Annotated in this window: 12 protein-coding genes and 1 pseudogene; 10 read left to right on the top strand and 3 right to left on the bottom strand. The window is 66.8% G+C overall.

Annotation, left to right across the window (positions count from 1 at the left end):
• Positions 1-23 precede the first annotated feature (23 nt).
• Together gluQRS and PIB19_RS14745 are read left to right on the top strand one after the other, a co-directional pair.
• Positions 24-984 (top strand): annotated as a pseudogene (gene gluQRS / locus PIB19_RS14750) (tRNA glutamyl-Q(34) synthetase GluQRS).
• Between the two features lie 10 nt (positions 985-994).
• A complete protein-coding gene (locus PIB19_RS14745; RefSeq protein ID WP_336297153.1) occupies positions 995-1,225 on the top strand; it encodes a twin transmembrane helix small protein in 231 nt (76 codons plus the stop codon).
• A gap of 149 nt (positions 1,226-1,374) precedes the next feature.
• Here the strand turns inward: PIB19_RS14745 and PIB19_RS14740 are convergent, their stop codons facing one another.
• Positions 1,375-1,686 (bottom strand): PilZ domain-containing protein, encoded by a 312-nt coding sequence (locus PIB19_RS14740; protein ID WP_271237976.1) that lies wholly within the window; start codon positions 1,684-1,686, stop codon positions 1,375-1,377.
• 144 nt (positions 1,687-1,830) lie between these two features.
• Positions 1,831-2,205, bottom strand: a complete 375-nt coding sequence (locus PIB19_RS14735; RefSeq protein ID WP_271237975.1) for a hypothetical protein — start codon at positions 2,203-2,205, stop codon at positions 1,831-1,833.
• Between the two features lie 278 nt (positions 2,206-2,483).
• Between PIB19_RS14735 and PIB19_RS14730 the strand changes: the two genes are divergently transcribed.
• Together PIB19_RS14730 and pncB are read left to right on the top strand one after the other, a co-directional pair.
• Entirely contained in the window at positions 2,484-3,191 is a 708-nt protein-coding gene (locus PIB19_RS14730) for an NUDIX hydrolase (RefSeq protein ID WP_271237974.1), read from the top strand.
• An 18-nt stretch (positions 3,192-3,209) separates the two neighbouring features.
• Positions 3,210-4,514 carry a nicotinate phosphoribosyltransferase gene (gene pncB, locus PIB19_RS14725; protein WP_271237973.1) on the top strand — a complete coding sequence of 435 codons (1,305 nt, stop codon included), beginning with the start codon at positions 3,210-3,212 and terminating at the stop codon, positions 4,512-4,514.
• Positions 4,515-4,544: 30 nt separating this feature from the next.
• Here the strand turns inward: pncB and PIB19_RS14720 are convergent, their stop codons facing one another.
• Positions 4,545-9,785 carry an Ig-like domain-containing protein gene (locus PIB19_RS14720; RefSeq protein ID WP_271237972.1) on the bottom strand — a complete coding sequence of 1,747 codons (5,241 nt, stop codon included), beginning with the start codon at positions 9,783-9,785 and terminating at the stop codon, positions 4,545-4,547.
• Between the two features lie 395 nt (positions 9,786-10,180).
• On the opposite strand from PIB19_RS14720, the gene PIB19_RS14715 reads away from it, so the two are divergent.
• The 6 genes from PIB19_RS14715 (at position 10,181) to PIB19_RS14690 (ending at position 14,411) form a co-directional block, all read left to right on the top strand.
• Positions 10,181-11,443, top strand: a complete 1,263-nt coding sequence (locus PIB19_RS14715) for a DUF4153 domain-containing protein (protein WP_271237971.1) — start codon at positions 10,181-10,183, stop codon at positions 11,441-11,443.
• 77 nt (positions 11,444-11,520) lie between these two features.
• Positions 11,521-11,772 carry a hypothetical protein gene (locus PIB19_RS14710; protein WP_271237970.1) on the top strand — a complete coding sequence of 84 codons (252 nt, stop codon included), beginning with the start codon at positions 11,521-11,523 and terminating at the stop codon, positions 11,770-11,772.
• A gap of 40 nt (positions 11,773-11,812) precedes the next feature.
• Positions 11,813-12,295 (top strand): response regulator transcription factor, encoded by a 483-nt coding sequence (locus PIB19_RS14705; RefSeq protein ID WP_271237969.1) that lies wholly within the window; start codon positions 11,813-11,815, stop codon positions 12,293-12,295.
• Between the two features lie 38 nt (positions 12,296-12,333).
• Positions 12,334-12,531 (top strand): winged helix-turn-helix domain-containing protein, encoded by a 198-nt coding sequence (locus PIB19_RS14700; protein WP_271240997.1) that lies wholly within the window; start codon positions 12,334-12,336, stop codon positions 12,529-12,531.
• Positions 12,528-14,102 carry a sensor histidine kinase gene (locus PIB19_RS14695; protein ID WP_271237968.1) on the top strand — a complete coding sequence of 525 codons (1,575 nt, stop codon included), beginning with the start codon at positions 12,528-12,530 and terminating at the stop codon, positions 14,100-14,102. The genes PIB19_RS14700 and PIB19_RS14695 overlap by 4 nt, the downstream gene beginning before the upstream one ends.
• Positions 14,103-14,252: 150 nt before the next feature.
• Positions 14,253-14,411, top strand: a complete 159-nt coding sequence (locus PIB19_RS14690) for a hypothetical protein (RefSeq protein WP_271237967.1) — start codon at positions 14,253-14,255, stop codon at positions 14,409-14,411.
• Positions 14,412-14,529 lie beyond the last annotated feature (118 nt).

Raw genomic sequence — 14,529 nt, 5'->3', positions numbered from 1 at the left:
ACTCGCGGTCAAGGGCCGGTCTGATGGTTATCCACACGCGATTCGCGCCGAGCCCGACGGGGCGCCTGCATCTGGGGCACGCCTATTCGGCGATCCAGGCGCATGATTTCGCGCGGGCGCAAGGCGGGCGTTTCAGCCTGCGCATCGAGGATATCGACGGCACGAGAAGCCGGCCGGAGCATATGGATGCGATCCTGCGCGATCTCGAATGGCTGGATCTCGGGTGGGACGGGGAAGTGACGTTCCAGTCGCGGCGGCTGGAGCTGTACCAGGCGGCGCTCGATCGATTGCGCGCGATGGATTTGCTCTATCCGTGCTTCTGCACCCGTGCCGACATCGCCGCGAGCCTGTCGGCGCCGCACGGGCCGGAGGGCGCGCTGTATCCGGGGACCTGCCGCGGGCTGGCGGATCCGGACCTGTCGCGACCGCATAGCTGGCGGCTGGATGTGGAGAAGGCGGTGCAATCTATCTCTCTCCCCTTGTGGGAGAGGGAGGGAGCCGACGAAGTCGGCGGAAGGGTGAGAGGGAGTGAGTCTCAACCCCTCCCACTCGCTTCGCGAGCGGGCCCCTCCCCTCTCCCACAAGGGGAGAGGGGCTATACTGGCACGACGCTTTCGCCGGCTGGGTCCGCGCCGATCCGCTATCCCATGGCGACGTGATCCTCGCGCGCAAGGACGCGCCGGCCAGCTATCACCTCGCCGTCACCCTCGACGACGCCGCGCAGGGCATCACCCATGTCGTGCGCGGCACGGACCTGTTCCCCGCCACCCATGTCCACCGCCTGCTCCAGGCGCTGCTCGGCCTGCCGACTCCCGAATATCGCCATCACCCTTTGCTGCTCGGTCCCGACGGCACGCGCCTCGCCAAGCGCCATGGCGCGCCCAGCCTCGAGGCGATGCGGCTGGGGGCGAGGACGGGCGCGCGCTCGCCGATCGGCTCCGTCGGGGCCTGCTTCCGGTTGGATTCGCGTCGGCAAAGGCGTAGGGCTGGGGGCATGACCTTCTTCCTCGCCGCCCTGCTCATCGCCGCCATGCTCGCGGTCGTCTTCGTGCTCATCAAGGGACTGGTGAACATGGCGCAGACCACCACGAAGGATCTGGAGGGCGAGGGCCCCAGCGATCGCGCGCTCAAGTCGAACAAGCTGATGCAGCAGCGCATCCTGCTGCAGGGAGTCGCGATCGCGATCATCGCATTGCTGCTGCTGATCCTTTCGGCGAAGGGCTGACCGGCATGCCGCTCAGCGGCTGAGGATCGCCAGGCACGCTATCAGGGCGATCAGCATCAGGCTGAGCAGGATTCCGAGTCCAAGATCGAGCAAAGGCGGGCGGCGCATCGGCTCGCCTCTAGGTTCCGCTCACAGGAAGCCGAGATGCGTCACCGTCGATTGGTGGAGCGGGCTCTTGAACCTGATCCCGACCACGCCTTCGCGCGACCAGACCACCGTCGCCGGAATCGGCGCCAGATGCGCGATTCCACCCACACTTCGTCGCCTTCGTGCAGGCCCCAGGTGAAGACCTTGCATCCCTCGACCGAGACATCGGCGACCTCGCCCTTGATCCGGCGCGCTTCGCCGCTCGCACGGATCGTCGCGGTCAGGGCAGTCGAGGTGCGCGGATTGGCGCGTCGATCGGGCTGCGCGATGCTGCCGATGCGCGCGCCGTTCGTTTCATGATCGATTGGGTTCATGCGGATTTCCCCTGCCTGACCAGATATCTCCCCAGGGGTTTACGAGCGGTGCCGGAACAGGGTTAGCGGCGCATAAAATCGCTGCGGGCCGCGGCGCGGAAGCGCAGGCCGGGTTGCAATGGTTCGACACGCGCCACGGGGCGATCATGCCGCGGGCTCCAGCCGCACCGGCGCATCCGCGAAGTCTTCGGCAATGACCTGTGCGATCGGCCGTGCGATGCCGCGGGTCAATCCCTGCGGCACGTCGACCGTGAACCCGCGCGCGACAAGGCCCTCGATCGCCCAGCGCACGCAATAATCGGCCGCGACGCCGATCACCGTCACCTCGGTCACGCCCCGCGCCTCCAGCTCCATGAAAAAGGCGTCGCGCGCCACCTTCTCGCCCGTGCCAACCGCCTCGATCGCGACATCGGGTTCGGCCCACATGTCGAACACGCCTTTCTCGAGCCGGTAGACCGGAACCGCGGGATCGATGGCTCCGGCATCGAGCACGTTCGTCCAGCCGGGTGTGCGATACACGCAGTGGATGGGAAACTGTCCGGCCTCGGCGGAGCCGGATATGCATCGGCGGAATGCGTGTCGAAGGTGAACAGCACGCCCGCGGTTTCCGCCGGCCCGAGCGACGCTAGCCATCGCTGCATCGGCGCGATCAGCGCCTCGGCGCCGGCGACCGACAGCGCCCCGTCCGCTCGCATGAAATCAGCCTGCGTATCCACGACGATCACAAAGCGTTGCATTCCGCATCTCCGATCAGCCGCATTGACATAGACGCCATATGGATATAAGTAAAGTGCATTATGGATATAAGCCAGGATGCGGCATTCCTGAGCGACTATGATCCTGCGGCCTATGATCGGCCCTCGGTCACTGTGGATCTGGTACTGCTCGGCATGCATCGCGGCCGGCTGTCGGCATTGCTGGTCCAACGCGACCAACCGCCGCAGGCGGAGCGATGGGCATTGCCCGGCGGCTTCGTCGCGATCGACGAGAGTCTCGACGCCGCGGCCGCGCGGTTGCTTCGCGACAAGGCGGGCCTCGACGGCGCCCATCTCGAGCAGCTCTACAGCTTCGGCGCCGTCGACCGCGATCCTCGCATGCGTGTGATCACGATCGCCTATCTGGCATTGCTCCGCGAGGAGCAGATGGCCTCGGCCGCACGCGCCGGTTTGGTCACCGTCGCCGCGCTCGAAGGCGAGACGGTCGCGGCGATCGGCGAGGACGGGGCAGCGCTGCCACTGGCCTTCGATCACCAGGAGATACTGACGCTCGCACGCGATCGGCTGCGCGGCAAGATCGACTATTCGGACGTTGCCTTCGCGTTTCTGCCCGAACGCTTCACCTTGCGCGCGCTGCAGGATGTGCATGAAGCGGTGCTGGGAGCGCCGCTCAACAAGCCCGCCTTTCGCCGCCGGATGCTCGATCGCGGTCGACTGATTGCGACTGGCACGCGCGAGGAGGACGCGTCGCATCGTCCCGCGGAATTATTCAGCCTCAGCGCCCGCTGACCCGTCCCGGAGCCATCGATGGTCTACACCGATATTGCCACGCGCACCTACAACCACAGCTGGCGGCTCGACCCGATCGTGCGCAGTCTGCTCGACACGGATTTCTACAAGCTGCTGATGCTCCAGCTGATCTGGAAACTGCACCGCGAGACCCGGGCGACTTTCGCGCTGATCAACCGCACCAGGTCGGTGCGCCTCGCCGAAGTGATCGACGAGGGCGAGCTGCGCGCGCAGCTCGATCACGCGCGCACGCTTCGGCTGGGCAAGAAGGAGCTGATCTGGCTCGCGGGCAACAGCTTCTACGGCAACGCGCGGATGTTCGAGCCCGAGTTCCTCGCCTGGCTCAAGGATTTCCAGCTCCCCGACTATGAGCTGCGCGTCCTGGACGGTCAGTTCGAGCTGCACTTCGCCGGGCCGTGGACGCACACCACCATGTGGGAGATCCCGGCGCTGTCGATCATCAACGAATTGCGGGCGCGCGCCGCGATGGTCGGCAAGGATCGCTTTGCGCTCGATATTCTCTATGCCCGCGCCAAGGCCAAGATGTGGGGCAAAGTCGAGCGGCTCCAGCAGCTGCCCGATCTCGTTCTTTCCGATTTCGGCACGCGCCGCCGCCACGGCTTTCTGTGGCAGCGCTGGTGCGTCGAGGCGGTCAAGGAAGGGTTGGGCGACCGCTTCATCGGAACGTCGAACGTGCTGCTCGCGATGGACAGCGACCTCGAGGCCATCGGCACCAACGCGCATGAGCTGCCGATGGTCACCGCCGCGCTTGCCGGGGACGATGCGGCGCTGGCAACGGCGCCCTATCGCGTGCTCGACGAATGGCGGCACACTTATGGCGGCAATTTGCTGATCGCGCTGCCCGACGCGTTCGGCACGACTGCTTTCCTGCGCAACGCGCCCGAATGGGTCGCCGACTGGACCGGATTCCGCCCTGACAGTGCGCCGCCGATCGCAGGCGGCGAGCAGATCCTCGACTGGTGGCGCACGCATGGCCGTGATCCGCGCGAGAAGCTGCTGATCTTTTCCGACGGCATGGACGTGGATTCGATCGAGGCGACCTATCGGCATTTCCATGGCCGTGTGCGCACGAGCTTCGGCTGGGGCACCAACCTGACCAACGACTTTCGCGGCTGCGATCCCGATGGAGACTCCGGCCTCGCGCCGATCTCGCTCGTCTGCAAGGTGGTCAGCGCCAATGGCCGCCCTGCGGTCAAGCTTTCCGACAATCCCGAAAAGGCAACGGGCGAGCCATCGGAAATCGAGCGCTACTTGCGGGTTTTCGGGAACGCAGATCGCGGGGTACTGCCCGTCCTCGTGTGACGGCCGTGAAAGAACGGCCGTCACGTGCCCCTACACCCAATAGTCCAGATGATGCTGCGGCATGGCATAATCACGCATCGAGATGTCGGCCCATTCGGGCTGTCCGGAGCTTTCCGTCTCCCCGCCGTCCGGTGCCCGCCGCTCGCCTTCGAGGAGGAAACCGAACATCAGGTCGCCGCCGGCGGCTGCCGAATAGTGATCCTCCAGACCGGCGACATGGCCGAGTTCGTGCATCACCACGGTGAGCAGGTCGATGCCCGCGGGGCCGTTGCCGCCCAGGAATTCGGAATCGTCGAACGGCGTCGCGTCGAGATACCAGCCGAAGCCCGCGGCATCGCTGTCGATCAGCACGCCGCCGCTGCCGTGCAGGCCCAGATCGAGCCCGGCGAGATCGGCGACCGCGAATGACGTGGCGTGCATCGCGGCGACTGCATCGGCGCCGGCACCCGCATCGGCCCAGCGCTGGATGGCGGCATCGACAAGGCCGTCCAGATCGGCCTGGGCGAGCAGATGGCCCGTTCCGCTCGAGGCGCCGGCCACTGCGCCTGCCATCAATGGCGTCGGATTGTCGGGGACCAGGGCCGTGCCCGCGCTGGGCGCCGTCGCGCCGCCGGTCAGGCTGACCGCGACGGTCGCCGCAGTGACGATCGGCGTGTTGCCATTGGCGTTCCAGGTGGCGACCGCATCGTCGTCGACGCCGGCCCCGCCCTCCACGAAACCGCCGAGGAAAATCCGCGGATCCGAAGTGCCGTCGAGATCCGCTACGCGCAGGCGCAGCGCGTTGGTCGGTCCGCCGGCAAGGACGTCATTGTCGATGATATTGGCATAGACCTGGCTGGTCTCGCCCGATGCCGAGGAGCCCGAGGTGATGTTGATATCGGCAAGCGCCGTCGGGTTCGAATCCAGCGTGTTGTTGTCGAGCGTGAGGTCGAGCCGTGCGTCGCCGAACCGCGCCTGCGCGTCGATCGCGGCATTGCTGTTGCCCACCCCCATCGTGATGCTGTTGTTGCGCACTTCGACGATCGCGGTGCTGCCGGTGTCTTGCGGCAGGATCCGCACGCCCGATCCGGCCGTATTGGCGGTGATGATATTGTCGTTGATCCGGCCCTCGATGTCGGCGCCGCCGAAAGCCGTGACGTTGATCGCATTGCCGCCGCGGCTGGTCACGGTGTTGCCGATGACGTTGAACGCGAATTGCGACGCGCTGCTCGCATTGAGGTCGATGCCGGTGCCGGCCGCTGCCTCGCTGTCGATCAGATTGTTGACGATATCGACGCTGACGACCGAATCATGGTCGCCGATGACCTGGATCGCCTGGGTCCGGAGCCGCACGAAATCGCTGTCGATGATGTCGATATTGGTGACCGGCGCGCCCGGCGCGGTGCTGAAGCTGCGGAACTGCAGCCCGCCATCGCCATTGGCATTGGCCGGGCCGCCCGACGACGCTGTCTGGCTGTCGCGGATGGTGACGTTGTCCAGCACCAGGTTCAGCCCCGCATCGGTGTTGACGATGTCGAGCCCGTTGGTCTCGAAGAAAGAGATATCGGTGTTCGAGATCGACGAATTGCCCGAGAGGTTGGTGAACTCGAGCCCGCTCTCGTTCAGGGCATTGCCGGCCTGGGTGATCGTGCTGTTGTTCATGACGAAATCGGCGACGTTGATGCCGACCACGCCGCTGTCGGCCGCGCCGTCGATGTCGACATTGCTGAGCGACGCCCCGGTGACGCCGCTCAGATAGATCGCCCCGTTCGAATTGCTGACGTCGAGATCGGTCGAAGTACCGTTGACGGTGTTGGCGTTGGTGAGCGCGACGTTGGCGATGCTCACCTCGGTGGTGTTGATCAGCTCGATGCCGCGCACGCCGATATTCTGGATCACGCCGCCCGAGCCGTCGGTCGTGCCGGTGCCGGTGATGTGCAGCCCGCCCGCCGCGCCGGTGCCGTTGAGGCGGATCGCATAGGCGCCGCCATCGGCCGAGACGCTCTCGAAGGTGAGGTCGGCAGCGCCGATCGCCGTGCCGCTGACCGCCACCGCAACGCCGGTCGTCGAGGTCACGCTGTTGCCCGCCCCGGTCGCGGTCACCGAACCGCCGCCGCTGGCATTGAGGCCTGCGCCGCTGGTGGTGACGATGTCGAGCCCGCCGCCGAGCGCGAGCGCGCCGCTATTGCCGACGAAATTCACTGCGGTGGTCGTGGAGGTCGCCACGGTGCCGCCGCCGGCGAAGCTCGCGCTGAGCGAGGAGCCGGTGATGTCGATGCCGCCGCCGCTATGCGTGCCGGTGATCGAGGTCGCGCCGGTGACGGTGAAGCTGCCCGCCACTCCGGCGAGGTCGATCGCACCGCCGCTCGAGCCCGACGAGGCGGCGCTGTTGAGCGTGACGTTGAGCGTGCCGCCCTGATCCACGTCGACGATCTGGCCGGCACCCGATTTGCCGACGTCGCTGATCGTCAGGCTGCCGACGCTGCCGCCGCCATCGGCGATGCCCGCGCCGGTGGTGTCGCCGATGTCGAAGCCCGACACATGGTTGTTCTGGGCGAGATCGACGCCGTTATTGGCACCGCCGGTGACGACGATCGTCGGGCGGCCGGTGCCTTGCTCGATCGTCTCGGCGCCGATCACGAGATCCTGGCCACCGCCGACCAAGGTCTGGCCGTTCAGCAGGTTGATGCCGTCCGCCTCGGAATAGGTGCCGGTGCCCTCGCGCAGATAGATCGTATCGCCGGTGCCGGGACCGCTCGGCGACCCTTGCGCCGCGTTGAACGCCGCGAGCGACGTGAACGGATCGGCCTGCGTACCGAGATTGGCACTGTCGGTCGCGGCATTGTCGATGAACCAGACCTGGTTGGCGCCGACATTGACGGTCACCGTTGCGATGTCGGTTTCACCCTCGGCGTCGGTGAGCGTGTAGGTGAAACTGTCGGCGCCGCTGAAGCCGACCGGCGGTTCGTAGCTGAACGAGCCGTCCGGATTGACGGTCACGCTGCCGCCGTTCGCCGATGTAGCGTCGAAGGCGGTCACCGAAGCCTCGCCCGGCCCCGCGCCGACGCCGCCGTCGTCGGTATCGTTGGCGAGCACGCCGTCATTCGCATCGACGGTGAGCGTGACGTTGCCTGCCACCGAATAGGCGTCGTCGACCGCGTCGGGCGGCAGATTGTCGGATTCGCCGGTGATGGTGACGGTGACATCCTGCGTCGTGGTGCCGCCATGCCCGTCGGCGACGGTGACGGTGTAGACCTGCGTCAAGGTCTCGCCTTCATCGAGGAAGTCGATCGCACTGTCGTCGACTGCGAAATGCCAGCCGACGCTGTCGGTGCCCTGATTTACCGCATCGAGCGTGAAGGTGCCGACATAGCCGCCGGCCTGGGGCGCGAAGCCCGCGCTGTGGGTATCGCTGAGATCCGCATCGTCGAACGCGATCGTGCCGCTGTCCTGATGCGTGAAGGCATTCTCGTTCGGATCGCCGTTGGGCAGTTCGGTGACGCTGCCCGTCGCATCGGTGCCGCCGGCATCGATCACCGGCGCGTCGTTCGTGCCGGTGACGGTGAGGGCGATCGTCGAGGCGGCGGTGGCGCCATGTTCGTCGGTGATCGAATAGCCGACCGTGACGACGGTGCTTTCGCCGACGGCGAGATAGTCGAAGTCGCTGCCGGGCGCGAACTGCACCTGATTGCCGACCACCGATGCGGTGCCTTGCCCCGCCGGCGCGGAGGCCGAACTGACGGTGAGCACCGCGCCGTCATCCACATCGGTATCGTTGGTGAGGACGTTGACGAGAATCGTCGCATTCTCGGTCGTCGCGGCGGCGTCCGGATTGGCGACGGGGCCGTCGTTGGTGCCGGTGACGATGACCGTCACGGTCGAGGCCGAGGCCGCGCCGAACTGGTCCTGGATCGTGTAGCTGACCGTGACGCTGGCGGTGGCGCCCACCGCGAGATGATCGAAATTGCTGCCCGGATTGAACTGGACCTGGTTGCCGACCACTGCGGCGCTGCCCTGGCCCGCCGGGGCGGAAGCGGTGGTGACGGTGAGCACCGCGCTATTGTCGACATCGGTGTCGTTGGCGAGGACGTTGATCAGCACGCTCGCATTTTCGCTCGTCGCCGCATTGTCGGGATGGGCGACGGGTGCGTCGTTCACGCCGGTGATCGTGAAGACCAGATTGGCGGTGTCCGAGGCGCTGCCGTCCGACGCGGTGTAGGTGAAGCTGTCCTGGACTACCTGCCCCTGCGCCAGCGTCTGCGCGGTCGCGTTGAGCACGTAATTATAGGTGCCGTTCGCGTTGAGCGTCAGCGTGCCATAGGTGCCGTTGAACACGCCGGGCGTGGCGGTCAGCGTATCGCCTTCGAAATCGAAGTCGTTGTCCAGCACGCTCGCGGTGCCGCTGTTGTAGTTGCCGGCATCCTCGGTGAGCGCGGCCGCGTCATTGGCCGCGAACGGCGCGTTGTTCGCAGTGAGGTCGATAGTGACATCGGCGAATTGCAGCCGCTCGACCGAGACCAGCAGGTCCGCGCCGTCCGCGCCCGAACCCGGCCCGCCGGGCCCGTTATGGACCACCCCCGCGATCGGTCCGAGCCGGTAGATCGTGTAATCGGCCAGCGAGCCGGAATAGACCGCGGTATCGGTGCCCGCGCCGCCGTCGATAAAGTCGATTCCGCCACCGCCGGTGAGCGTGTCGTTGCCATTGCCGCCGGACAGGCTGTCATTGCCGTTGCCGCCCGACAGCGTGTCGTCATTGTCGTCGCCGGAAAGCTGATCGTTGCCGTCGCCGCCGATCAATATGTCGTTGCCGGTGCCGCCCCACAATTCGTCATCCTCGGTGCCGCCATCCAGCGTATCGGCGCCGGTGCCGCCGTACAGATGGTCGAGGCCCGCGCCGCCGTGGAGATAATCGTTGCCGTCATCGCCATACAGCGTGTCGCTATCGGCTTCGCCATAGAGGATGTCGTTGCCCGTGCCGCCGTGCAGCACGTCGTTGCCGGTCCCGCCGGTCAGCGTGTCGTCATTGGCGTCGCCGGACATGTCGTCATTGCCCGTACCGCCGCTCATGACGTCGTTGCCATTGCCTCCCGACATAACGTCATTGCCGTCTTCGCCGTAAAGCGTGTCGTTGCCGTCGTTTCCTTCGATATCGTCGTTGCCCGTACCGCCATAGATCGTGTCGTTGCCGCCACGCCCGTAGAGATGGTCGTTGCCGCCGAGACCGTAGATCGTGTCGTCGCCGTTGGAGCCGTTGATGGTGTTGTTACCATTATTGCCGGTGTAGATGGGCACATCCGTCTCCTATTGTTGCATTGCAGAAAACAGGCGATTCACGATGAAAAGAATATGGAATAACAATTAGAAAGCTCGCCACGATGGGCGCGCGCATTCCAGAAATTGTTGTGGTAGTCCCAATCCCCCGTCCGATCGCAGCGCTCGAAATCTCGAACGAACCTTTGCCCCGTGCGACTCGACATTATTTCATATCGGAACAGGCATAGGTTACTCGCCGGTGACTTCGAGTCCATAGCAAATCATTTTGGCCGGTTCGCGCTGCGCGGCTTCGGCGAAGCGGGGCCCGCCGCCTGCATCGGATCTGCACGGAATCACCCCGGGCGCAGTCGCCTTCCGCCGACCGATCGGCATATCGAGCCGCGAAGAAGCTCCCGTCATTGGGGAGTGTCGCGATGCGGATCAGGTCAAGTTTCGTTGCCAAGGTCATCGCCGCGGCGGCGCTGGTCGGAACCGGCGATTGGCTGTTCTGGCGCGGCGGCGGCGTGGGATCCAATCTCGGATTGTTCGCGCTGGCCTGGGCGGGAGTGACGCTGCTGCTGACTCCGGCGATCAGGCGCGACTGGCGGAGCTGGATCGCCGCCGCGGGTGCGCTGCTGTTCGCGGTGCCGCTCGCCGACAGCCCAGGCCTGCTCGCCTTCATGCTGTTCTGGACAGGGTTGACGGTGGCGGTGCTGCTGCCGCGCGCCGCCGGCTTCGATCACGCCGGGCGTTGGGCGCTTCGCCTTGCGGTCCATGGCGTGGTCAGCGTCGTCGGCCCCTGGCGCGATCTGCTCCGGATGCGGCGCCGGCTAGGCGATCGCATGCGGGTGCAGAGCATCCTGCCGCTGCTGCCGTTGCCGCTCCTCGGCGGCGCGGTGTTCCTCGCGCTGTTCGCCGCAGCCAATCCGATGATCGGCAACGCGCTCTACGATATCGGCCTGCCTCGGCTCGATGGGATTGCGGTTGCGCGGTTCCTGTTCTGGATAGTGTTGCTGACCACGGTCTGGGCGACGCTGCGCCCACGCAAGACGTCGATCCGCGCGGCGCAGCCGTCGGTGGCTCCGGAGAAGATCCTGCCGGGAGTTACGGTCGGGTCGGTGACGCTCGCGCTGCTGACCTTCAACGGGCTGTTCGCATTGCAGAACGGCCTCGATATCGCTTTTCTCTGGAGCGGGGCCCCGCTGCCCGAGGGGATGACGCTCGCCACCTATGCGCATCGCGGCGCCTATCCGCTGATCGCCACTGCGCTGCTTGCGGGGCTGTTCGTATTGGTCGCGCTGCGGCCGGGCTCCGATACTGCGGCGGTGCCTGCGATCCGCCGGCTGGTGGTGCTCTGGATCGCGCAGAACGTCTTCCTCGTCGCCTCGAGCATCCTGCGCACGCTCGATTATATCGACGCTTATTCGCTGACCCGGCTGCGCATCGCGGCCTTGGTCTGGATGGCGCTCGTCGCGGTCGGGCTGGTCCTGATCGTCTGGCGGATGCTCAAGGGGCGCAGCGCCGCCTGGCTGATCAATGCCAACGCCGCGGCCGCGCTGATCGTGCTGGCCGGATGCACGATGGTGGATCTGGGATCGATCGCCGCCAGCTGGAACGTCCGCCACGCGCGCGAAGCGGAGGCAGGGGCGCGGCGCTCGACCTTTGCTATCTCGCCCGTCTCGGACCCTCGTCGCTGACCTCCCTGGTCGCGCTCGAGCACGGCCACGAGCTCGAACCCGGTTTTGCCGAGCGGCTCGCCTGGGTGCGCAGCAACGTGCTGGACGAAACCGTCGCGCGCCAGAACAGCGGCGAATGGACCTGGCGCAACGCGCGGCGGCTGGCAGAGGTCGATCGGATGCTGGGCGGGAAGGCCCTGCCTGCACGGCCGCCGGCGGGGCCGGGCTGGCGGGACTGCGACGGCACGATGCGGCAGCCGGTCGAAAGCGAAGCACGCGCGGTGCCATCGGCGCCGGCCACCGGCTCGCCGCTCCCCTCGACCCCGCCAACGCGACCGCCGCGGCATTGACGAACGAGGCTGCCGCGGCATTGACGAACGAGGCTGCGCAATGATCATGTGTCCCATGCCGCGCACCATCCTGATCGCCGACGACGATCCGCACATCCGCCAGCTTCTGGCGTTCGCGTTCGCCAAAGCGGGGCTCGACACGGTCGAGGCCGATGATGGCGAGGCGGCGCTCGCGCTGCTCGAAAGCCGGCGTGTCGACCTGGTCGTCCTCGACATCAACATGCCGCGGCTGGACGGGCTGGAGACGTGCCGCAGGATCCGCGCGGCGGGCGATCTGCCGATCCTGTTCCTGTCGTCGCGCGACGACGAGATCGATCGCGTGCTGGGGATCGAGCTGGGCGCCGACGATTATGTCGTGAAGCCTTTCTCGCCTCGTGAAGTCGTCGCGCGGTCGATGGCGATCCTGCGGCGCGCCAGCGCCAGGCCCCCACGATCGACGAAGGGCGGCGCATCGATCACGGCCAGCTCGCGATCGATATCGAGGGCTGGAGCGCCAGCTGGGCAGGCACCCAGGTTGCGCTGACGGTCACCGAATTCTCGATCCTGCGCACTTTGGCGGTGATGCCGAGCAAGGTGTTCAGCCGCGACGCGATCATCGATCGGCTGCACGGCCCCGGCTTCGCAGTGACCGACCGGACGATCGACAGCCATATCCGCAATCTGCGCGGCAAGTTCGCAGGCGTCGGCGGCACCGATGTGATCGAGACGCGCGCGGGGGTGGGCTACCGGCTCGGGAGCTGCACGGGCGCACGCGTTTGATCGCAGCGCTGAAAGCACGGCTCAAGCGGCACTGGCCGGCACTCCGGCTGCGGACGATCCTGTTCGGCACCTTGCTGTTCACGGCAGCGCTGCCCGGCGTCGGTGCATTGTTCCTGCGCGTGTACGAGAACACCTTGGTCCGCCAGACCGAGGCGGAACTGATCGCGCAGGGTGCTGCGCTGGCCGCCGCGGCGCAGGCGATCTGGCCGCACGCGGCGCCGGACTCGAGCGATCCGCGACCTTTCCGCCCCGAAGCCTCGACGATCGACCTGAGAACCACGCTTGTACTCGGCGAGCGGCCGCCGGCGCAGCCGCGGACCGGCGTGCCAGACGCGGTTGCGCTCGACATGACGCGGCGGCTGGCCCCGATCCTCGCCACTACTGCGCGCACGACGCTGGCATCGCTCCAGCTGATCGATCGCAACGGCATTGTGCTGCTCGGACACGACTCAGGCGGTTCCTATGCCGCAGTGCCCGAAGTGGCGGCTGCGCTCGAGGGGCGGGTCGGCACCGTGCTGCGCCAGAACGGCGCTTATCGCCAGCGCTACGCGTTCGAATGGCTCAGCCGGGCGTCGTCGCTGCGCATCCATCATGTCCGCCCGATCGTCGTCGACGGGCGGGTGGTCGGGGCATTGCTGCTGTCGCGCTCGCCGCGCGCATTGTTCCGCGGGCTCTATGAGGATCGCGGCAAGATCCTGCTCGGCATCGGGTTGATCTTCCTCGTGCTCCTGGTGCTGACCGGATTGCTCTCGCGCGGCATTGCCCGGCCGATCGAGGCGCTCGGCGAAGCATCGCACGGCGTCGCCAACGGCACGGGCAAGGTGCCCGATACGCCGGTGACCGCCGCGATCGAGATCCGCGCCTTGTTCGAGAATTTCCGCACGATGGCGGCCACCATCGACCGACGCTCGCATTATCTGCGCGACTTCGCGGCTTCGGTGAGCCACGAATTCAAGACGCCGCTGGCCGGGATATCGGGCGCGATCGAGCTGTTCGAAGATCATGGCGCCGCGATGACGCCCGCCGAACGCGAGCGTTTTCTCGGCAATATCAAGGCGGATGCGGCGCGCTTGTCCCAGCTCGTCACGCGCCTGCTCGATCTGGCGCGCGCCGACATGGCGCAGCCCGATCCCGATGCGGCGATCGACGCCGTCGCCGTGATCCGCCAGATCGCCGATGCCCATGACGGCCCGGCTTTCCGCGTGACGATCACGTCGGAGGGCGCGCCGCCGGTAGGGGTGCCGGCGTCGACGGTGGAGGCGGTACTCAACACATTGCTCGACAATGCCCGCCAGGCAGGCGCCGATCGCGTGGCGATCGAAGTGCATCGTCGGGTCGGCGTTCTCGAGATCGCAGTGGCCGACAATGGCCGCGGGATAGCGCCGGCCGATGCCGAACGCGTGTTCGAACCCTTCTTCACCACCCGGCGCGCTGCCGGCGGCACCGGACTCGGGCTGGCGATCTCGGTGTCCTTGCTCCGGGCGGGCGGCGGGCGGCTCGCGCTGGATCATCCCGTCGAAAGCGGCTCGCGTTTCCGGATACTCTTGCCGCTCGCCCGCGCCGCGACATAGACGGGCCCGCAATCGACACCAGGTTCGAACGCAGCCATAGTGGTCGCGCGGGAGTTGCTACGGCGTGACGACAAGCCTGGATGAAGCGCCGGACGAAGTGATTGCGGGAGTGCGCCCTCGCCGTGCCCGCTGGCGGCGGCTTTTTTCGCATTGTTCGTGCTGCTGCTGACCGTGCTGCTCGTCGCATGGTTGCAGCGGCGAACCATCGCGCGCGAATTCGTCGATCAGGAACTGAGCCGTCGGGGCGTCCGCGCGCAGTATCAGATCGACCAGCTCTCTCCTGGCGCCAGAGGCTCACCAACGTCGTGATCGGCGATCCGCGCAATCCCGATCTGGTGGCCGACTGGATCGAGCTGGGCACTACGCTGTCGCCATGGGGCGCCAGGGTGCTGGCCCTGCGCGCCGGCCGGGTCCGCATCAAGGCGCG

Source organism: Sphingomonas sp. 7/4-4, from assembly GCF_027941955.1.
Classification (GTDB): domain Bacteria; phylum Pseudomonadota; class Alphaproteobacteria; order Sphingomonadales; family Sphingomonadaceae; genus Sphingomonas.
Note: the sequence above shows the minus strand (reverse complement) of the source record. Positions and strands in the feature narration are given on the sequence as shown.